The following is a 20,826-nucleotide window of genomic DNA, read 5'->3' as shown; positions in this document are numbered from 1 at the left end:
TTTTATTGAAATATCAATGTCTTATATACCTGCCGATAGTAAGTTAGAATTTCTCGCTCATTTGACGCCACTTGTCCCTTTAGTAGAGTTTTTTATTGCATCCATGATTCTATTAGGTATTTATACTAGATCTAGCTTAATAGGCGCCATTGCTCTAGGTATCTTCTTTACATTTTTATTTCATTATTTTGGAGATGTAGAAACAGCTCTCACGCATAGCTATACATTAATATTAAAGGTAGGTTTATTTTATACCCTTTATTACAATAAATTTTCAGCAGATTATTTTAATGTATACAACGCCTCTAGGATTAAAGAAGAACAATTGAAATTACAAAGATCCAAAAGAATAAAACAACAAGTTAGGGAATCACTTCAAGGTCTGTAACTGGTATTTCAAGCCCTAGAAGAGCACGCTTTCGCGAAAGCGGAAACCCACCAGCTGTCATTTGCCAGTCGCTCCATTTAGCCTCAATGCCGTCTAATGGAATAATTTGCACCCACATTTTAAATGCGATAGGTAGGTAATTTTCATCTACTTCCCATAAATAAGAATCACCAGGAGTGGAGCCGCCAGAAGTGTAAGTAACTAGAAGTTTTTGCTTCCCATCTTCTTCAATTATCTCTCTGGTAGTTCCGGTATCCATAATCTTATGTGGTGCTATTACCCAAAAACTATCATTATTAAAGTTTTGAGCTGCATAGGCAACTAGCTCATCTCGTTCTTCTCCTCTTTCTAGACGTACTCCATTTTTAAATGCAATGCTAATTTCAGGATATTGAGTCTGATACGATACTCGATTGTTGTCCCAAAAAACGTCTACCATGTTTTGTTGCAGTTTCCACTCATAGCGATTAACACCTCTAAAAGTCCAGTGAATTTCTTGCGCCTCAGTAAATTCTTTATGATGGATGGCGTCCAGTATCTTGAAAGCCAAATCATCTGCTGGTTTTCCTGAAGTTCCTTGAGGAATGTCATCGTTATAAATAAGTTTTAAGATTAAAAAGGCTGCCAAAAGAAAGCCCAGAAGTCCCAAAAATAATTTTAATAAAAAACGAAATATCTTTTTCAATGTGATAGAATTTTATGAATTTAGGCAAAGATATAAGAGATCAATAAACGTTAATTAAGAATATGAAAATATTAGGAATAGGATCAAGAATAAATCATCCAGATTATGGGTTTGGAGTAGTAACTAATGTCACTGCAAAGATGTATTGGGTTACTTTTCAAAAAGACGGGCTAGAAACGATACCGCTTGATGAGGATTTTGAAGTAATAGAAGCGTGTGATGATGATGTAGATACGGTAAGTTTCTATGATGTGGAAAAATCTCTACGTGAAATTCTAGAACGCTTTAGTGATGTGACACAAGTCGTTGCCCTCGCAGAGAAATATAAAAATGGAACCATGATCCTAAGACCAGCAGACTCTAATCTAGCTGAAAAAGAAATCCCTATCAATACCTTCTGGCATAAAATAGTCATGTTGCGAGACCGCTTGAGAGTAATGGAGCAAAAAATAAATAGTTCTAAAGATCTAGATGATCAACTTAAAATAGATCTACAACAGTACATTACACGTATTTATGGCAGTCTGACAACTTTTAATGTGCTATTTGCAAGTAAAGACCAGCAGTTTAAAGGAAGCGGTAAATAGGATCTAAACTATAGTGACGGCTTTAAAAACCTTCATTTTGTGCTATACGCACCTTTTGAAAAAGATTTGAGCTGTAAACAAAATCAGTTACCGCTTCATTATCGGTTTTAAATATATCCTTATTGGTGCCTTTCCAGGCAAGTTTACCGTCTTTTAAGAAAACGATAGATTCACCTATTTCCATAACCGAGTTCATATCATGTGATATTATAACCGTGGTTATGTTACGCTCGTGTGTGATTTCTTGAATAAGATTATCAATTACTGTGGCCGTTTTTGGATCAAGACCAGAGTTAGGTTCATCACAAAAAAGAAATCTAGGGTTGTTTGCAATAGCACGTGCGAGCGCCACACGCTTTTGCTGCCCACCAGATATTTCACTAGGCATTTTTTTATTCAAGTTAACCAGATTGACACGTTCGAGAATTTCGTTTGCACGTTCACGTCTTTCTTTCTTCTTCATTCTATTAAACATACGTAGTGGAAACATAATATTCTCTTCTACGTTCAAAGAATCAAATAATGCACTGTGTTGAAATAGCATACCCATTTCAGTGCGCAGTCTACTTTTTTCTTCAATTTCCATCTCGTTTAAAGCCACTCCGTCATAAACGATTTCTCCATCATCAGGAACAAAAAGTCCTAACATGTTCTTTAAAAATACAGATTTACCAGAACCACTGGCACCTATAATCATGTTAGTCTTACCTTTCTCAAACGTGGCGGTAATACCTTTGAGTATCTCTTCACCATTAAAGCTTTTCCTTAAGTTATTTACCTGTATCATTAGCTTAACAGTAATTGAGTTAATATATAGTTTGCGATAATAATAGCAACACAAGTCCATACAAAACTAGTGGTACTTGCCTTACCTACTTCTAGTGCTCCACCTTCCATATAATATCCGTGATAACTAGGTATGGTAGCTAGTAATATCCCAAAGACCATCGTCTTAATAAAGGCATACATCACATGCCATGGAATGAAGGTGTCTTGAAGTCCTACTATAAAATCTTCATAACTAGTTAATCCACCATATACGCTTGCTAGATATCCACCTAATATACCTACAAACATAATTATCGCGATTAAAAATGGGTAGAAAAGTAATGCAATAATCTTAGGGAAAACTAGATAGTTTAATGGATTAATTCCCATAACTTCTAAGGCGTCTATTTGCTCTGTAACACGCATAGAGCCTATACTTGAAGTAATGTACGAACCTACTTTACCAGCCATAATTACAGATATGAAAGTGGGAGCAAATTCAAGAATAATCGATTGCCTCGTTGCAAAACCTATAAGAGATTTAGGTATCAATGGATTATCTAGATTTAACGCTGTCTGTAACGCAACAACTGCACCCATAAATAGAGAAATAAACGCAGTTATACCTAGGGAACCTATAATAAGGTCGTCTATCTCTTTTAGCACAAGCTCTTTAAGCACAATGGCTTTAGTTGGTCGTCTAAACACTCCAAAGAGCATGATCATGTAGCGACCTATATGTTTTAAAAATTTCATTGAGTGTAAAAGTATATAAAAAAATTGCTACACAATTTAATGCTTTCTTAAACTTGTTCTTTTTTTCTTAAGTTACTTTTGCGTCAAATTTTTACTGATGAAAAACAGCTTGTTACTAATACTTGTATTTCTATTGCTAGCTTCTTGTGGTACGCTTTCGCGAAAGCGAAATTCCCAAACAGCCTCTTATCAATCCACTGATATTGAGGAAACGTCAAAAAACGCATCACCTAAACTGGTCGTAGGAATCGTTGTAGACCAAATGCGTTTTGATTATTTAACGCGATTTAAAAGTAGGTATGGTAATGGTGGTTTTAATCGATTAATTGAGAATGGGTTTCAATTAACTAATAATCACTACAACTTTGTTCCTACCTATACCGCGCCAGGACATGCGTCTATTTATACTGGGACGTCACCTATGAATCATGGGATTATAGGTAACAATTGGTACGATAAGTTTGAAAACAAAGTTATTTACAATGCTAGCGATAATGATTATGAAAGTGTAGGCTCTTCAAATGATGATGGAAAAATGTCTCCGCGTAGAATGCTTACTACAACTGTTACAGACCAGTTAGAGCTACATACTCAAGGAAAAGCTAAAGTTATAGGAGTATCTATTAAAGATAGAGGTGCCATCTTACCAGCCGGACATGCGGCAGATGCTGCTTACTGGTTTGAAGGTGGAGACGCCGGTAATTTTATTTCAAGTACCTTTTATATGCAGGAACTACCGCAATGGGTAAAAGATTTTAATGCGCTCAAAAAGGCTGATGATTATTTAAGTTCCTGGAATACTATGTACCCTATAGAATCTTATGTCGCTAGTGGTACAGACCGTAATGCGTTTGAAAAGCCTCCTCGAGGTAAAGAAACAGCTGTATTCCCGTATGATTTAAATAAATTAAGATCGCAAAATGGTAATTACAGCCTTATAAAATCTACGCCGTATGGTAACTCTATAGTTGCAGATTTTGCCATCGAAGCGCTTAAGAAAGAGTCATTAGGTAAAGACGCTATCACTGATTTTCTTGCTATAAGTTTTTCTAGTACAGACTATATAGGACATCAATACGGTGTTAACTCTATTGAAATTGAAGACACTTATTTAAGACTTGATCAAGAAATTGAAAGACTCTTAATGACTTTAGATCAAGAAGTAGGCAAGAGCAATTATACAGTTTTCCTTACAGCAGATCATGGGGCTGTTAACAATCCAGCATATCTGCAAAGCAACAGAATAAACGCAGGGTATTTTGATAGAGCAGCTTTTAGAGATCAATTAGAAGAGGCTTTAAAATCACAATACGGATCTGTAGATTTAATCTCAAATATTTCTAATGGTCAGATTTTCTTAAAGCGTGACACAATTTTAAAAAACAATTTAAGTGCTAAGGCAGTAGAAGACTTTATCGCATATACTATTATTGATTACAAACACATTGATAAAGTGTATACTAGAAATGCTTTGATGTCTGGTGCGATGCAAGATGGTACTGGAAAGTTGATTCAAAATGGTTTTCACCATAAACGTAGTGGTGATGTCATTTATGTCCTGGAGCCAGCAGTGATTTCTTATTCTAAAACAGGTTCTACACATGGAAGTTCTCAAAGCTATGATACACATGTGCCACTTTTATTTTATGGTAATGGAATTAAAAAAGGTTCTAGTAATGCGCGTACAGAGATCATAGATATCGCTCCTACTATTTCAAGTTTGCTAGGCATCAGCTTTCCTAACGGTGCCACGGGAAACCCTATCAAAGAAATTTTTAATAAATAGCTTAATTTAAAAGAAGACAATTTTAGAATGTTTTTGTGGATTTTCAATTCTATTGAAATTATCAGAAAATATGTTTGAAATAATCCTTTGAGTGCATTCAAATAACTTGCTTTACACTTGATAATCTTATATTTGTATAGATAATAGAAAAAATAAAAACATGAAAAAAATAGTACTCATAGCAGCCATTATCTTCGGTATGACTGCAAATGCACAAATTTATTCTGGTAAAGGAGATCAAAAAGTTCAAATAGGGGCAGATTTTCAAGATGGAGCAACTGGTATTCAAGGAACTTATGATTATGGTATCGCGCAGAACTTTTCTTTAGGATTAGGCGTTAATTATGCTCTAGGACTAGACGATGAAATTGATGCCGATTTTGATGAAAGAGCGACTTTAAGATTACGTTTTAATGCAAACATAGGAGATGTTATAAATGTTGATCCTATGTTTGACATTTATCCAGGACTGCATTTCAGTACAAAAAGTTTTGGTGGTCATCTAGGAGCTAGATATTTCTTTACTGATGGTTTTGGAATATTTACAGAAGCAGCTTTCCCACTAGCAAAATACAAAACAGAAGATTTAACTCCTTCAGAAGAATTGTACAATCAGTTCAATGCTGTATTAGGGCTGGCCTTTAATTTCTAGTCTTTAAACCTAATTTAGACTTAATACCATTCCAGCGGTATTTTCTTATAAATAGACCTTGTTCTTCTGTCACCAGAGGAACAAGGTTTTTACTTTTTGCTATTTGATATCCTCTTAGATAATTGTACAAAAGTTGCATTTGCTTTTTATTCCATGCCATCTTTGCAGCAGTAATAAAAGTGAGCCACCATCCATAGCGCATTTTAAAGAAAGCTTCTCCCTGCAAATATTTAGACTTTGAATTATAAGCAGCTCCGGTAGGTTTTAAATGTTTTACATGTAAATCTGGAACGGTAATAACTTGCCAGCCGTAGAATCGTGCCAGCATTTCATCAATGGTGTCCCAACCTATGGAAGCTTTTAAACCACCTATTTGTTTGAAACAATCCTTTTGGTAGGCTTTTAAAGCGCCTCGTATATGATCAGGATTGTTCTGGTTCTCAACTTCCCAAGTTCCATTTTTTTCTATAGTACAATGTCCTGCAACCATTCCTATGGTCTCGCTTTCGCGAAAGCGAGATACTAAAATCTCTAAATAATTTTCGGGAAAAATAAGATCGGCATCAAATTTACAGATGATATCGTAATCTTCTATATTCAGGTGAGAAAGCCCGAAGTGAAAAGCTTGTATCACTTTTGATCCAGGTATATTAACAGCCTTTGAAGTTGTGGAAACTACTTGTAAGGGTAGTTTTTCAGAATAGGATAATGCTATCTCGCGTGTACGATCTGTAGAATTATCATCGACTATAATAATTTTGGCAGGCTTATGAGATTGTTTTACTAGACTATCTAAAGTCAGCTTTATGAACTGTTCTTCATTATGCGCTGGTATAATTATCGCTATTTCCATGATTAAATAGAACTAGTTCTTTCACAATAAACTAGATAATATCGATCTGTAAATTTTCTAAGTAATGGACGTATTCCTAATTTCTTTACAGGATTTGTAAACTTCATGCGATCTACAACTTTCCAGCCGGCTTTTTCTAGTACATAATCCAGTTGCCAAGGCTCAAATTCATGATAATGCTGGTCTCTAATGTCATTTTTATTGCGATAAGCACTTGTAAACCAAAGCTTCAAAGGAACACTTATAACACATTTATCACAAGGAATTGCTTTAAGAGAAGTATAGGGAGATACAAGGTGTTCAAATATCTCAAAAGCAGTAACTACCTCGCCTTCAAAACCTTTGATTTCACTTACATCATCGTCTAGGTCAATTCCTGAGGTGTTTTTAACGTTATATCCAGCATCCTTCATTATTTTAGAAAAAGGATTCTCCACTCCTAAATCTAAAATCGCACTTGATTTAGGAACGTGTTTTTCTAGAAATTCTAGCGTGATTTGAAATCTTTTATGAGGAAAACTATTTTCGTACAATGCTGCTCTATTTAAGTTACGAAAATAAAGGATTCTTCTCTTTGTGTTGTCTGTCTTTATAATAAATGTAATAGAATGCGAGTGATGTATTAGTTAATTAGAGTTAAGCATTTTTTAGATCGATTAAATGCGGTACATCTTTTGTATTTTTCGCTTCTATGAAATGGATCACCTTAATTACATTGTTATTTGCGACCTTCTCGCAGGCACAAAATACTTCAAGTCAACTAGACGTTGTTGATTTTCAAAAAGCAAAAGCTCAAATTCAATTGGACCAATATTCTAATGAAGTTTCTGGAAGGGTGAGCTTTGAGCTGGACGTTTTGAAAAATACCAGTTCTGTTTTTATAGATGCAAAAAACTTGGTCAATTATAAGGTTACCATAGAAGGTGAGGAAGTAAAGACTACTTATGATGGTGAGAAGTTAGTTGTAGAATCTCGCTTTCGCGAAAGCGAGACTAAAAAAATAGAAATTTTATTTACCAGTTTTCCATCAAAAGCAATGTACCATATTGATGAAGATAATAATCGTATATGGGATCAAGTATGGACGCAAGGTCAAGGCAAATACACCAGTAACTGGTTGCCTAGCATTGATAACATGAATGATAAAATGGTTTGGGATTTTCAAATAACAGCTCCAGTATCAAAAAGAGTAGTAGCAAATGGTAAACTTATAGAAGTACAACCTGCAGCTGATAAAATGATATGGAGTTATAAAATGGAGCAACCTATGTCTAGTTATCTTGTTGCTTTAGTTGCTGGAGATTATGAAGTAAAAAGAGATACCAGCGCTTCTGGAGTGCCATTAGAATTTTATTACTACCACAAGGAGGAAGATAAAGTAGCTCCTACATATCAATATTCTAAAGAGATATTTGATTTTTTAGAACAAGAAATAGGTGTTCCATATCCGTGGCAAAATTACAAGCAAATTCCTGTAAAAGACTTTTTGTATTCTGGAATGGAAAATACTGGTACAACTATATATAACGATCAGTTTTTTACAGATCAATTGGGCGCAAATGATCGCAGCTATGTTAATGTAAATGCCCACGAGTTGGCACATCAGTGGTTCGGGAATCTGGTAACTGAAACAGATAGCAAGCATCACTGGCTGCATGAAGGTTTTGCTAGTTATTATGCATTACTTGCCGAAAGAGAGATTTACGGTGATTTTTATTTTCAGAAGCAATTGTTTGATTATGCTGAGGCTTTACATGAACAATCGGCTAATGGTAAAAGCACGGCTTTACTTGATCCTAAGGCAAATTCACTCACGTTTTATCAGCACGGTGCATGGGCATTGCATGCTTTAAAAGATGAGGTAGGAGCAAGTATTTTGCGAGCTAGTGTAGTAGAATACCTTGAAAGTAATCGTTTTAAAAATGTAACTACCGAAGACTTTCTCGATGTGGTGGAACGCGTTGCAATGGTAGACTTATCAAATTTTAAAACATTTTGGTTAACCTCTACAACCTTTCCTACTGCTGAGGCTTTGCGTATTCTGAGGAAAGATCCTCAAATGGAAAAGTATTTACAATTATCTGCAAGGCGTATTTCCAGCTTTGAAGAGTCTTATAACTCTTACAAAGAGACTTTACAGCAACCTGTAGAAGTAGAAATGGTTAAAGAAATGGTGGCGCAATTAAGCATTCACGAGGATCCCAGAAAGTATGACTTAATGAAAAAAGCGCTGGCTTTAAATAATGTAGAGATCAATCAGTTATTTGTACTAAGTACACAAGAGCTTAACGATCAGAATAGAGAATTAGTTGCTGGTTTAATAAATGAGCCCTCATATATTACTAGAGAGTCGGCACTATTTCTTTTATGGAATGATGCAAAAGATAAAAGAGAATTACTAGATAGAACAAGAGCGTCTTGGGAAAAAATAAACCCTAGTCTAGATATGTCATGGATAGTTCTAGCACTCAATTCTAGCGGATATTCTAACGAGGAGTTAAAACCGCTGCTTATACGTCTACAGTCATATACAAATGCATCTTTCAGTACAGAAGAAAGAACTGCTGCTTTTGATTACTTGATAAATCTTAATGCTATGAGCCAGCAAAATTATAAAGATTTAATGGAAGCAAGTTTGCATCACGTCTGGCGTTTTTATGAAAATGCGAGGGATATTCTTAAAGCTCAGTATAAAAAAGACAACGGTAAATTTTTTATAGATCAATCTATAGACAGCTTTGACAGGAGCAGTCAAGAAAAATTAATGAAGATTTTAGGACTGCTAGAATAACAGGCCGCCGTAACCTTTACATATATGAATAGTTTAAAATAAATCGTTTACTTCAGATTTTAAGAAACTGATGGCAGTTGCACTAGGCGCTCTTTTATCCATAAGGTCATTTAGAATGGCTTGTCTTAAACCATCAGCTGTAGTGACTTTTTCACTCATAGATACTTGTCTTATCTTTTGAATGGTGGTGTTCTTTGCAGCTCTTATAACATTCCAGCACTCTTCACTCACATAAACTTGCTGGGCAATATTGTGTTCAAACTCAATCTCAATGGCAGATATAAGGCTCTGTTCGTATTCAGCTTTATTTAATTTGCCAGCTTTTGTACGTACCACTAGACTAGCAGGTTTAATTCTTTCTAGAAAAAGGACCAGACGTTCATAAGCAGCCATGCGTGTAGGAAGTGTCTTTGCTTGTGACTCGCGCACAGTGATAAATCTTCTTCTACGTTCTTCATTTTTCATGTAGGAAGAAAGAAAATAGTAAGCAATTACAGCTACTAAAAATGCTGGTAATAATGTTTGGAATAAAGAAAAAACAGCGTCTTGCATAGTTATAGTTTGGATTTTGTAACGCTCAAAAATAAGTTGATATTTTGTCGCAGACTAACATTTAAGAATCATTTTCCACCTAGATGTACACAATCTTTTAAGGATTGCATACCACTAAAAGGGACTGGTGTTTTCTGGTATTTATAGGTGTATTCTAGCGTTTGTGTCATGTTAGTATCTCCTATACTTACATCTACATCACGCATATCAAACTGGCATGGATGTTCATAACCAGCGGCATGTGTAATTTCAAGTAATTCTTTATTAAATTTTTTAAAGTAGCTAGCGAGTCTTCCTGCTTTTTCAGGAACAACTATGCCTCGTTGCAACCACTTATTTTGTGTTGCGATACCGGTAGGACAAGTATTATTGTGGCAAGCTTGCGCTTGAATACAACCTATGGATATCATTGCTTCTCTAGCAACATTAATAACATCTGCACCCATTGCAAATGCCATAGCTGCTTTTGCAGGAAAGCCTAACTTTCCAGAAGCAATAAAAACGATCTCTTCTGTAAGGTCTCGCTTTTGAAAAACTTGGTATAAATCTTTAAAACCATATACCCAAGGAAGTGAAACATGATCTGCAAAACTAGGTGGTGCCGCGCCAGTTCCTCCTTCGCCACCATCCACTGTTATAAAATCAGGGCCTTTTCCAGTGGCTTTCATTATGTCTGCTAGTTCTTCCCATTGTTCTAACTTTCCTATCGCGGCTTTAATTCCTGTAGGTAATCCTGTTTCTTGCGCTATCTCTTCAACAAAATCTACTAGACCTTGAATACCTTCAAAGGCGCTGTGCGTAGGTGGAGAAAGTACATCTTTTCCCATAGGAACATTGCGTATCTCACTAATTTCTTTTGTGATTTTTGAACCTGGCAATACGCCGCCTTTACCAGGTTTAGCTCCTTGAGATAATTTTAATTCGATCGCACGCACTTGCGGATGCTCTTGAACTAGTTTTTTAAGCATGTCCATCGAGAAGTTTCCGTCTCTATCACGCACGCCAAAATATCCTGTACCTATGTGAAAAACTACATCTGCACCGCGCTTGTGGTAAGGAGATAATCCACCTTCACCAGTGTTGTGATAAGCATGCACCTGCTTTGCACCATTATTCATAGCGTCTACAGCTTTGGCGCTTAGAGAACCATAACTCATCGCACTTATGTTGATAACACTTGCTGGTCTAAAAGGTCTTCTTCTATTTTTTGATGCTCCTATAACCTTAGCACAAGGAAGGAAAGCAGGTTCTTTTTGAGAGACATGATCGTTCTCTACCTTGTAAGGCATCATGGCATTATTGATAAAAATATATTGATGTGCATAGATATCACGATCAGTACCAAAACCTTCATAATTGTTCTCATTCTTTGCGCTGGCATAAATCCAGCCGCGCTCAATACGATTAAAAGGAAGCTCCTCCCGATTATTGGCAACTATGTACTGACGTAATTCTGGACCTATACTTTCTAGCCAGTAACGTATGTGTCCCACAACAGGAAAATTGCGCAATATGATGTGCTTCTTATTGAAAATATCATAAATGGCTACAAAAATTATAAAAGCCAGTACATACCAGTACCACGCGAGATCAACTAGAAATTCCCAAATCTGTTCCATGAAATTCATTTAAATCTCAAAAATACAATAGTTGTAAGAGATGTGATATGCTACTATAAGATTATTGTTTCGCTTTCGCGAAAGCGGGATCTCAAATAGCACCTACGATTTAAAAAAAAATAGCTCAAGCAAATTCGTCTCAAGCAGGTTTATAGACGGCATTAATACAGACTACATCTCTTTAAATAAGCTTGAAAATCAAGTATGCCATTGTTAAAAAAAAGCTAGTTAAACTTACGCTTTCGCAAGAGCGAAACAGCTACAATCCTTATCTTTATCATCTAGAAAAAGAAGAACATTGCAAGATTATATTTCTCAACTTAACGACGCCCAAAAAGAACCAGTTTTACAGAAGGAAGGACCGATGATAGTCATTGCTGGTGCTGGATCTGGAAAGACGCGTGTGCTTACATTACGTATAGCTTACTTGATGCAGCAAGGTGTAGATCCTTTTAATATACTATCGCTCACTTTTACCAATAAGGCGGCACGAGAGATGAAAAAACGTATAGGTGACATCGTAGGTGCTAGTGAAGCAAAAAACCTGTGGATGGGAACTTTTCACTCGGTTTTTGCTCGTTTATTACGTGTTGAGGCAGATAAGTTAGGATATCCGTCTAATTTTACGATCTACGATTCTCAAGACTCACAAAGGCTTACCAGCGCTATCATTAAAGAAATGGAACTGGATAAAGATGTGTATAAATACAAGCAGATTTTTTCCAGGATCTCTTCTCTTAAAAACAGTTTGATCACCGTAAGAGCTTATTACAATGATCCAGAATTGAGAGAGGCAGATGACATGGCGCGCAGACCTCGTTTTGGTGAGATTTATAAAGAATATGTAGAGCGCTGTTTTAAAGCTGGCGCGATGGATTTTGATGATTTATTGCTTAAGACTAATGAGCTGCTCAACCGTTTTCCAGATGTACTGGCAAAATATCAAAATAGATTTCAATACATCTTAGTAGATGAATATCAGGATACCAACCATTCTCAGTATTTGATCGTAAAAGCACTGTCAGATAAATTTCAAAATATTTGTGTGGTAGGTGATGATGCGCAATCTATTTATGCTTTTAGAGGAGCAAATATCAATAACATCTTGAACTTCCAGCGCGATTATGACGATGTAAAAGCTTACCGACTGGAGCAAAATTACCGCTCTACTAAAAATATTGTAGAAGCGGCAAACTCTATTATCGAGCATAATAAAACCAAATTAGATAAGGTAGTATGGACCGCAAATGATGACGGTCCTAAAATTATCGTGCACCGATTAATGAGTGATGCCGAAGAAGGACGTTATGTAGCAAGCTCCATTTTTGAGAATAAAATGCAGCACCAGTTAGGCAATGATCAGTTTGCGATTCTGTATAGAACAAATGCGCAATCTAGAGCTATGGAAGATGCACTGCGTAAAAAAGATATTCCTTACCGCATTTATGGTGGATTGAGTTTCTACCAGCGTAAAGAAGTTAAAGACGTCCTTTCCTATCTTAGACTAATTGTAAACCCTAAGGATGAAGAAGCTCTTAAAAGAGTTATCAATTATCCAGCTCGTGGGATAGGAGCGACCACGATGGACAGATTAATCGTAGCAGCAAAACAATACGACCGATCGATTTTTGAAGTGATTGAGAATATTGACAGACTAGATATAGGAATTAATAGTTCTACTAAAACAAAGCTCAAGAACTTTGTTACCATGATTAAGAGTTTTCAGGCGCTAGAAGAAACTCAAAATGTCTTTGAACTTACCGAGTATGTATTAAAGAAAAGTGCTTTAATCACAGAGCTTAAGAAAGACGGTACTCAGGAAGGGATTTCTCGTATTGAAAACATTGAAGAACTACTTAACGGTATGCGAGATTTTGTTGAAGGTCAAAAAGAAGTGGCCGATGCTCGCGGTGCTTTATCAGAATTTCTAGAAGATGTTGCCCTTGCAACAGATCTTGATAACGATAAAGGAGACGATGATCGTGTTTCTTTAATGACTATTCACCTGTCTAAAGGGCTTGAATTCCCATACTTATATATAGTTGGTATGGAAGAAGATCTTTTTCCTAGTGGTATGGCTATGAATACTCGAGAAGACCTTGAAGAAGAAAGACGTTTATTTTATGTCGCACTCACAAGAGCTGAGCATCAAGCTTACCTTACTTATACTTTAAGTCGCTACCGATGGGGAAAACTAGTCGATGCAGAACCGAGTCGTTTTATCACAGAGATAGACGACCAATACCTAGAGTATACCACGCCACCAGATAATTACCGATATAAACCATTGCTAGATAGCGATCTTTGGGATGAACCGGATAAGTCTAAATTGCGCCAGACCAAACCCAAAAACGGGACGCCACCTAGTGTAAACCAGCCTAATCCAGACCAAATAAGAAAGCTGCGTAAAATGAAACCAGTGAGCAGTACTTCACCAAGCAGTAAACCTGCTGGATTTGAAGGAAAGTTGGAGCCAGGAATGACAGTTGAGCACGCGCGTTTCGGTCGTGGAACTGTCGTTAACCTCGAAGGAATAGGCGGCGAGAAAAAAGCCGAAATCAACTTTCAAGTAGGTGGATTAAAGAAGTTGTTGCTGCGTTTTGCAAAGCTAGATGTGGTAGAGTAAATAATTTGAGTTGCGATGGTTTTTATCTCGCTTTCGCGAAAGCGGAATAATAAAACTACATTTACAGTGTAATTTCAACCACCAACAAATGAATAAATTAGAATACCCAATCAAGTTCTCGTTTAAAGTTACAACTTTAAGTAATGACTTTACCGCCAGGAACGCTTCTGGTCAAACCATAGCTTACGTTAAACAGAAAATGTTTAAACTCAAAGAAGCGATTACCGTTTATAGTGACGAGAGCAAAACAAGAATTCTTTACACTATCGCTGCAAATAAATGGTTAGACTTCAGCGCAGCATATTCTATGAAGGATGCAAATGAAAAAGAAATAGGTAAAATAGCGCGCAAAGGATGGCGTAGTATGTGGAAAGCAGAGTACGACATTATCAATGAAAATAATGAGCCACAGTACAAAGTTCAAGAAGCAAACGCTTGGGTAAGAGTAGGAGACTCCTTACTAGGTGAGATTCCTATTTTAGGTTTTTTTACAGGTTATTTATTTAATCCTACTTATAACGTTACTAATAGAAATGGAGAAACTGTAGTAAAGCTCAAAAAGAAGCCATCATTTTTAGGTAAAGAGTTTGAGCTCGAGAAAACTGCAAATATAGACGAAGATGATAAAGAACGTGTGATGTTAGGCCTTATGATGATGATTCTTCTAGAACGACGTAGAGGTTAATGATATATACATTTAAAGTTACGCAGAAGGTTTGTAAAGTAGGCCTTCATTTTTATCTTTAAATAGTTAGAGATTTTCAATTTTCTAGATAGATAATTTTTAAGTGATTTTATGTGGTTATGATTTAAATACAGTTTGAATTACCTTTGAAAATATATCTGTAAAATTTCAAGATTGCCACTTAATTTTCTTTCTACACCTATAGATTACCTCAGCGGCGTTGGGCCAGAAAGAGCTAAGTTATTGCGTAGTGAATTACATATTCATACTTATGGTGATCTGGCAAATTTGTTTCCTAACAGGTATATTGATAAAACCAAATACTACAAGATCAATCAGCTGGTACCAGAAAGTGCTCAGGTGCAAATAGTAGGTAAGATAATAAATATTAAAACTGCTGGAACGGGCAAAGCCACAAGATTAGTCGCCACATTTGCAGATGAAACTGGAAGAATGGAGCTCGTTTGGTTCCGTAGTCAGAAGCATTTTAGAGATAGTATTAAAGTTAATGAGCCTTACGTGGCTTTTGGTAAAGTGCAGCGTTACGGTTCTCAATACAGTATTGCACATCCAGATCTTGAGTTACTTAAAGATCATAAGTCTCGCAAGCAAAGTGCTATGACGCCTGTTTACCCTAGTACAGAGATGCTGGCAAAACGTAAAGTCACAAACACTTACATTGTCAACTGTATGCGTAAATTGTTCAGTGAGATCAATGGCTCTTTTGTAGAGACCTTGCCGGACGATATGAGAGCGCACTATAAACTGGTCGGGAAAAATGATGCGATGGTCAATGCTCATTTTCCGAGTTCGCCAGAGATGTTGCGTGCCTCTATTTACAGGTTAAAGTTTGAAGAACTGTTCTTTATTCAAATGGAGCTGTTGCTTCAAAATCGCATAAGAAAAACCAAAATCAAAGGTTATGTTTTTGATCTAGTAGGAGAGAAGTTTACCGATTTCTATAATAATCACCTACCTTTTCAATTAACAGGAGCTCAAAAACGAGTAGTCAAAGAAATCCGTGCAGATATGGGAACTGGAGCTCATATGAACAGACTGCTTCAAGGAGATGTAGGCTCAGGAAAAACCATTGTTGCGGTTCTTACGGCATTACTTGCTTTAGATAACGGCTTTCAGGCTTGCATTATGGCACCTACAGAAATTCTTGCTCAACAACATTATGCTGGTGTTTCTGAATTGCTAGAAGGAACAAATATTGCTGTTTCTATTCTTACAGGTTCTGTTAAAACAAAAGATAGACGTGTGATTCATGAAGGTCTTGAGGATGGAAGTTTGGACATTCTTATAGGTACGCACGCGCTTATAGAAGATAAAGTCAGGTTTAAGAACTTAGGCGTTGCGATTGTGGACGAGCAACACCGTTTTGGCGTAGCGCAACGTGCTAAATTGTGGAAAAAGAACGATTTACCACCGCACGTATTAGTGATGACAGCAACACCTATTCCTAGAACACTAGCGATGAGCTTATACGGCGATCTAGATATATCAGTGATTGATGAATTACCGCCAGGACGTAAAGAGATTAAAACCGTACATCGATATGATAAAAACAGACTGGCTGTTTTTAAATTTATAAGAGATGAAATCGATCTCGGGAGACAGGTTTATATGGTGTATCCGCTGATTGAGGAGTCCGAAACGCTGGATTATAAAGACTTACAAGATGGTTATGAAAGTATCGTAAGAGAATTTCCATTACCTAAATATAACGTTAGTATCGTTCATGGTCGTATGAAACCAGAGGACAAAGACTACGAAATGAATCGCTTTGTAAAAGGGGAAACACAAATTATGGTGGCAACTACGGTAATAGAAGTAGGTGTTAATGTTCCTAACGCGAGTGTAATGATCATAGAAAGTGCAGAGCGTTTTGGCCTTTCACAATTGCACCAGTTGCGCGGTAGAGTAGGACGTGGTGCAGAACAGAGTTATTGTATTCTCATGACTGGACATAAACTGAGTAACGATTCTAAAACGAGACTAGAGACTATGGTTGCTACAACTGATGGTTTTCAAATCGCTGAGGTAGATCTTAAACTAAGAGGTCCTGGAGATATAATGGGAACACGACAAAGTGGTGTAATGGACTTGCGCCTGGCAGACATTGTGAAGGATAATCAAATTTTGGCATTGGCCAGAGAAGCTGCGCAAAAATTACTCGCAAAAGATATCAAAATAGAATCGCCAGAACATGCTGGAGTAAAAAGAGTCATGACTTTCTTGCAGAATAAAAAAGGTCTTTGGAAGTATATTAGTTAACTTGAATTTGAATTTGAATTTGAATTTGAATAAAAAATTCTTTCGTTAAAACCGACTTCGACAGGCTCAGTCTGACAGTAAGTTAGATTAATAGTAATTTCTAGATTTTAATTATTCCGCTTTCGCGAAAGCGAGGCCACAACAACCGTTTTGTTTCATTAAATCCAGTAGAATGTAAAGAGAATTCAACACTAACGTTAAATAACTCTTTAATGATTGCTAGAGTAGGGCTTGGGTTGTAATTTGTACACTTTTACTGATAGAAACTATGGATTATAACAAAATACAGACACTAGGCGATCTTAAAAATGCTGGGTGGAAATCAAAATCAATAAAAGAAGAATTAAGAGATAATTTAATTCACAATATCAAAAATGATATAGACTCTTTTAAAGGAATTCATGGTTATGAAAACACAGTGATTCCGGAGCTGGAACGTGCTATTTTATCGCGTCATAATATTAATTTACTAGGATTGCGAGGCCAGGCAAAAACACGTCTTGCCCGCTTAATGACAGGCTTACTGGATGAATATATTCCTTATGTGACTGATAGTGAGATTCACGATGATCCGCTAGCGCCTATTTCTAGAAGTGCGATAGAATTGATCAAAGAACACGGTGATAAAACACCTATTTCATGGTTGCATAGAGATGATCGTTTTTATGAAAAACTTGCAACGCCAGATGTTACTGTAGCCGATTTAATAGGTGATATAGATCCTATAAAAGCAGCCAATTTAAAACTAAGTTATGCAGATGATCGCGTGATCCATTATGGAATGATACCGCGCGCTAACCGCTGTATTTTTGTAATCAATGAATTGCCAGATTTACAGGCTCGTATCCAGGTAGCTTTATTTAATATACTGCAGGAAGGTGACATTCAAATACGTGGTTTTAAACTGCGCTTATCGCTAGATATGCAGTTTATTTTTACTGCAAATCCTGAAGATTATACCAACCGTGGTAGCATCGTTACACCGTTAAAGGATAGAATAGGGTCACAAATCTTAACACATTATCCTGAGAATATCGCTATTGCGAAAACAATTACTCAACAAGAAGCCAAAAACGATTCCAGAACTGCCGAGACTGTTTATGTCCCAGAACTTGCCAAAGATGTTCTAGAGCAAATCAGTTTTTGTGCGAGAGATAGCGAGTATGTAGATGAAAAAAGTGGTGTAAGTGCGCGTATGAGTATTACCGCTTTTGAAAATTTATTAAGTACGGCAGAGCGACGTTCATTACTGAATGGTGACGATAAAACGAGCATTAGATTTTCTGACTTTACAGGAATTATTCCAGCAATTACTGGTAAAGTAGAGTTGGTTTATGAAGGTGAACAAGAAGGAGCGGCATTTGTCGCAAATGAGTTAATAGGTGAGGCGACTAAAACTTTATTTCCTCAATATTTTCCAGAGATTAAAAAACTCGTAAAAGGTGATGAAGAAACTCCTTATGATAAACTCATAGAATGGTTTTTTAATAATGAAGGTCTAGAATTGCTAGACGAATTAAATGATAACGACTATCAAGCGCTGATTGATCAAATTGAACCGTTAGAAGATCTCGTACAAAAATACCAGCCGGAGACCACTAAGGAGGATCGCAATTTTATGAAAGAATTTATTCTTTGGTCTCTTGTTGAATTTGATAAATTAAGTAAAAAACGCTTTACAGAAGGTTACCAGTTCAATGATTTATACAGCGATTTTATAAAAGGTATTTAAAATGTCTTTTTCAATCTCCTAGATCAATCTTTGAGCTGAATTTTACTTAAGCTTGCCTATAATTTGAAAATTAGTTTTTCAAATTATGGACAAGCTTTTTAGTTTAAGGTAGTATGAATTAATCATTGATAATTCAATTGGTATTTTTATTCTTAAGTAATTAGAAGTATTTTCGGATATATTTTAATAAGAGCTTTAATAGCTCTAATGTTTTTTATTTTTATGTCCTTTACTCGCAATTCTATATTTCTGATCGTTATTATAATGATATCTGCTTCTTTAACTAGTTGTAATGATAATAATAAAAAGCCTGAAGTTGATACAGAATTATTTGCTATTGAAGATCTTGCTAAGGTCATAGAAAATGGATTTAACACCTACCAGACCGATAGTATCAAGAGTAATTTTAGCCCAGTGTTATTTTCATGGCGACTAGGAAATGATTTTAAAAAAAGAAACACAGCTGCACAACGTCAAGGTCTTTACAGCGCATTTAATTCAATATATAAAAAGACTATAGACTCCTATGCAGAAGGCTTTGAATTAATGGATCTAGAAATATTACTATTTGACATCCATAAAAAGGATAATGTCTATCGATTAAATTATTATGTAACTGATCAAGATGAAAGCGTTGTGAATTACTTGATCTTTTATGTAGATAAGGATCGTAATGGAGACTATCAAGTAGTAAACTTTTACAATGTGAGTACTGGATTTACCTATAGTGATACTATTAAAGAATTCATTGAGTCTAGTGATTATGGTAACAACCCATCAGACATGATGGCGCTAGAAATAGCTGCAAATAAAAGAGCCGTAGCTATTTATGAGTCTTCAATAGGTAAGCATAAAGAAGCTTACGAGAAAATGAAAACCATTGATTACAAATACTTGAACTCTTCTGGATTTGCACATTTTAAGATGATCTTTGCTTCTAGGGTTTCTGCCAGTCTATATAAAGAAGAACTAGAATGGATGAGTGCTATTACTCATAATGAGGTAAGTAAGAAATATTATGAATGTATTTCTCTTTCATTAGATTCAGAAAATGAAGCAGCCTCTGAGGAATGTGTCATGGACTTTGAGGAATTACTTATTTCTAGTTGAAAACAGATACTGTATTCTTTTATGTAAGAATTTAAGTTAGTTTTTTGTAGGTAATTATATCGATGTAACAGTTTCATAAACAGTTTTTTGACCTTATTGAATGAATAGTTAGGGTTTCAATTAAATTTACTAACTTTAGGAAATTATTAAAGACTAACTAAACCACCTTACCGATGAATTATCAAAGAAGAACTTTTCTCAGAAATGTTGGGCTTACAGCCGCTTGTGCACCTCTAGCAGCAAACCTTTCTTTTGGAAATAAAATACTTGATTTAGACACTACTAGTTTAAGTACATCTATATTAAAAGAATTAAAAAATAAGAGATATGAAATTTTATTTGATGAGTCTTTTATGTTGAATGATAAATGTAAAGCTATTCCTATTCTTAGAAAGACCATATTTTCTGGTACCGAGAAAAACCTATTGATTTTAATGAACGATGACAGTCATTTCATTTTGAATGAAAAGCAAGTAGCTAGTTACAGTAGTTTTTTGACTAGTTTTAATGCTAACTCAAATCATGTGGCCTCATTAGGAAACGTTCAATTAAAATCTAGAAATATTACCACACCAGTAGAAATACTTAAAGGTGATAATGACAAAGACTTTGTGTTCAAAAATCAGTATGGAAGTGTAATCACGGTGAGCAGTAAAAGTAAAGACGCTCACATTAATATAGCTTAGTCTATAGATACTGTTTTGTAAAATCTGATTCAATTTTGAAAAGAGTTGGATAAAAAAAGGTTATTGATTCTGGAGTAATAGAATCAATAACCTTTTTGCCCATTAATGATTATTTGAAATATATAACTAGATTCAAGAGGTCATATGTAAAGCTTATTTAACCTTACCTATTAAGCTTTACCACCTAGAAGAAGCACTTGATCGCAAACTACTTCTGTAGTGTATCTTTTTTCGCCAGCTTTATCTTCCCATTGTCTAGTAACTAGTTTT

Annotated in this window: 18 protein-coding genes; 11 read left to right on the top strand and 7 right to left on the bottom strand. The window is 35.8% G+C overall.

Annotation, left to right across the window (positions count from 1 at the left end):
• A partial coding sequence (locus A9Q93_RS08990) for a hypothetical protein (protein ID WP_303687062.1) occupies positions 1-388 on the top strand: 388 nt, incomplete at its 5' end.
• Here the strand turns inward: A9Q93_RS08990 and A9Q93_RS08985 are convergent.
• Positions 363-1,073: a hypothetical protein gene (locus A9Q93_RS08985; RefSeq protein WP_303687061.1), complete on the bottom strand. Its 711-nt coding sequence runs from the start codon at positions 1,071-1,073 to the stop codon at positions 363-365. The two genes, A9Q93_RS08990 and A9Q93_RS08985, sit on opposite strands and share 26 nt — an antisense overlap.
• A 62-nt stretch (positions 1,074-1,135) precedes the next feature.
• Between A9Q93_RS08985 and A9Q93_RS08980 the strand changes: the two genes are divergently transcribed.
• Entirely contained in the window at positions 1,136-1,660 is a 525-nt protein-coding gene (locus A9Q93_RS08980) for a hypothetical protein (RefSeq protein WP_303687060.1), read from the top strand.
• Between the two features lie 22 nt (positions 1,661-1,682).
• Here the strand turns inward: A9Q93_RS08980 and A9Q93_RS08975 are convergent, their stop codons facing one another.
• Together A9Q93_RS08975 and A9Q93_RS08970 are read right to left on the bottom strand one after the other, a co-directional pair.
• The gene (locus A9Q93_RS08975; RefSeq protein ID WP_303687059.1) at positions 1,683-2,447 is read right to left on the bottom strand and encodes an ABC transporter ATP-binding protein; all 765 of its coding nucleotides are present in this window, start codon (positions 2,445-2,447) and stop codon (positions 1,683-1,685) included.
• Positions 2,447-3,184, bottom strand: a complete 738-nt coding sequence (locus A9Q93_RS08970) for an ABC transporter permease (protein ID WP_303687058.1) — start codon at positions 3,182-3,184, stop codon at positions 2,447-2,449. Before A9Q93_RS08970 ends, A9Q93_RS08975 begins: the two co-directional genes overlap by 1 nt.
• A 97-nt stretch (positions 3,185-3,281) precedes the next feature.
• Between A9Q93_RS08970 and pafA the strand changes: the two genes are divergently transcribed.
• Both pafA and A9Q93_RS08960 read left to right on the top strand, forming a co-directional pair.
• Positions 3,282-4,970: an alkaline phosphatase PafA gene (gene pafA / locus A9Q93_RS08965; protein ID WP_303687057.1), complete on the top strand. Its 1,689-nt coding sequence runs from the start codon at positions 3,282-3,284 to the stop codon at positions 4,968-4,970.
• A gap of 160 nt (positions 4,971-5,130) precedes the next feature.
• On the top strand, positions 5,131-5,622 hold the full coding sequence (locus A9Q93_RS08960) for a DUF6646 family protein (protein WP_303687056.1): 492 nt from the start codon (positions 5,131-5,133) through the stop codon (positions 5,620-5,622).
• Here the strand turns inward: A9Q93_RS08960 and A9Q93_RS08955 are convergent.
• Together A9Q93_RS08955 and A9Q93_RS08950 are read right to left on the bottom strand one after the other, a co-directional pair.
• The gene (locus tag A9Q93_RS08955) at positions 5,612-6,475 is read right to left on the bottom strand and encodes a glycosyltransferase family 2 protein (RefSeq protein WP_303687055.1); all 864 of its coding nucleotides are present in this window, start codon (positions 6,473-6,475) and stop codon (positions 5,612-5,614) included. The genes A9Q93_RS08960 and A9Q93_RS08955 overlap by 11 nt on opposite strands.
• Before the next feature lie 2 nt (positions 6,476-6,477).
• Positions 6,478-7,008: a methyltransferase gene (locus tag A9Q93_RS08950; RefSeq protein ID WP_303687054.1), complete on the bottom strand. Its 531-nt coding sequence runs from the start codon at positions 7,006-7,008 to the stop codon at positions 6,478-6,480.
• Positions 7,009-7,166: 158 nt separating this feature from the next.
• On the opposite strand from A9Q93_RS08950, the gene A9Q93_RS08945 reads away from it, so the two are divergent.
• Positions 7,167-9,266, top strand: a complete 2,100-nt coding sequence (locus A9Q93_RS08945; protein WP_303687053.1) for a M1 family metallopeptidase — start codon at positions 7,167-7,169, stop codon at positions 9,264-9,266.
• A gap of 33 nt (positions 9,267-9,299) precedes the next feature.
• Here the strand turns inward: A9Q93_RS08945 and A9Q93_RS08940 are convergent, their stop codons facing one another.
• Positions 9,300-9,818, bottom strand: coding sequence for a hypothetical protein (locus tag A9Q93_RS08940; protein WP_303687052.1), 519 nt, complete (start codon positions 9,816-9,818; stop codon positions 9,300-9,302).
• A 68-nt stretch (positions 9,819-9,886) separates the two neighbouring features.
• Complete coding sequence (locus A9Q93_RS08935) at positions 9,887-11,437, bottom strand: FMN-binding glutamate synthase family protein (RefSeq protein WP_303687051.1); 1,551 nt, start codon at positions 11,435-11,437, stop codon at positions 9,887-9,889.
• Between the two features lie 298 nt (positions 11,438-11,735).
• Between A9Q93_RS08935 and A9Q93_RS08930 the strand changes: the two genes are divergently transcribed.
• The 6 genes from A9Q93_RS08930 (at position 11,736) to A9Q93_RS08905 (ending at position 20,556) form a co-directional block, all read left to right on the top strand.
• Positions 11,736-14,063, top strand: a complete 2,328-nt coding sequence (locus tag A9Q93_RS08930) for an ATP-dependent helicase (RefSeq protein ID WP_303687050.1) — start codon at positions 11,736-11,738, stop codon at positions 14,061-14,063.
• An 88-nt stretch (positions 14,064-14,151) separates the two neighbouring features.
• Complete coding sequence (locus A9Q93_RS08925; RefSeq protein WP_303687049.1) at positions 14,152-14,748, top strand: hypothetical protein; 597 nt, start codon at positions 14,152-14,154, stop codon at positions 14,746-14,748.
• Between the two features lie 174 nt (positions 14,749-14,922).
• Positions 14,923-17,028, top strand: a complete 2,106-nt coding sequence (gene recG / locus A9Q93_RS08920) for an ATP-dependent DNA helicase RecG (RefSeq protein ID WP_303687048.1) — start codon at positions 14,923-14,925, stop codon at positions 17,026-17,028.
• Between the two features lie 268 nt (positions 17,029-17,296).
• Positions 17,297-18,760, top strand: coding sequence for a magnesium chelatase (locus A9Q93_RS08915; RefSeq protein WP_303687047.1), 1,464 nt, complete (start codon positions 17,297-17,299; stop codon positions 18,758-18,760).
• 207 nt (positions 18,761-18,967) lie between these two features.
• A complete protein-coding gene (locus A9Q93_RS08910) occupies positions 18,968-19,870 on the top strand; it encodes a hypothetical protein (RefSeq protein ID WP_303687045.1) in 903 nt (300 codons plus the stop codon).
• Positions 19,871-20,043: 173 nt separating this feature from the next.
• Positions 20,044-20,556, top strand: coding sequence for a hypothetical protein (locus A9Q93_RS08905; RefSeq protein WP_303687044.1), 513 nt, complete (start codon positions 20,044-20,046; stop codon positions 20,554-20,556).
• The last annotated feature ends 270 nt before the right edge of the window (positions 20,557-20,826 follow it).

It is taken from the genome of Nonlabens dokdonensis (assembly GCF_002162835.1).
GTDB classification, from domain to species: domain Bacteria; phylum Bacteroidota; class Bacteroidia; order Flavobacteriales; family Flavobacteriaceae; genus Nonlabens; species Nonlabens dokdonensis_B.
Note: the sequence above shows the minus strand (reverse complement) of the source record. Positions and strands in the feature narration are given on the sequence as shown.

Bases quoted from the DNA above. Each gene is read 5' to 3' on its own strand.
- pafA (WP_303687057.1), top strand. From the start codon at position 3,282: ATGAAAAACAGCTTGTTACTAATACTTGTATTTCTATTGCTAGCTTCT.
- A9Q93_RS08915 (WP_303687047.1), top strand. From the start codon at position 17,297: ATGGATTATAACAAAATACAGACACTAGGCGATCTTAAAAATGCTGGG.
- A9Q93_RS08940 (WP_303687052.1), bottom strand. From the start codon at position 9,818: ATGCAAGACGCTGTTTTTTCTTTATTCCAAACATTATTACCAGCATTT.
- A9Q93_RS08975 (WP_303687059.1), bottom strand. From the start codon at position 2,447: ATGATACAGGTAAATAACTTAAGGAAAAGCTTTAATGGTGAAGAGATA.
- A9Q93_RS08980 (WP_303687060.1), top strand. From the start codon at position 1,136: ATGAAAATATTAGGAATAGGATCAAGAATAAATCATCCAGATTATGGG.
- A9Q93_RS08960 (WP_303687056.1), top strand. From the start codon at position 5,131: ATGAAAAAAATAGTACTCATAGCAGCCATTATCTTCGGTATGACTGCA.
- A9Q93_RS08905 (WP_303687044.1), top strand. From the start codon at position 20,044: ATGAATTATCAAAGAAGAACTTTTCTCAGAAATGTTGGGCTTACAGCC.
- A9Q93_RS08935 (WP_303687051.1), bottom strand. From the start codon at position 11,437: ATGGAACAGATTTGGGAATTTCTAGTTGATCTCGCGTGGTACTGGTAT.
- A9Q93_RS08910 (WP_303687045.1), top strand. From the start codon at position 18,968: ATGTTTTTTATTTTTATGTCCTTTACTCGCAATTCTATATTTCTGATC.
- A9Q93_RS08945 (WP_303687053.1), top strand. From the start codon at position 7,167: ATGAAATGGATCACCTTAATTACATTGTTATTTGCGACCTTCTCGCAG.
- A9Q93_RS08970 (WP_303687058.1), bottom strand. From the start codon at position 3,184: ATGAAATTTTTAAAACATATAGGTCGCTACATGATCATGCTCTTTGGA.
- A9Q93_RS08955 (WP_303687055.1), bottom strand. From the start codon at position 6,475: ATGGAAATAGCGATAATTATACCAGCGCATAATGAAGAACAGTTCATA.
- A9Q93_RS08925 (WP_303687049.1), top strand. From the start codon at position 14,152: ATGAATAAATTAGAATACCCAATCAAGTTCTCGTTTAAAGTTACAACT.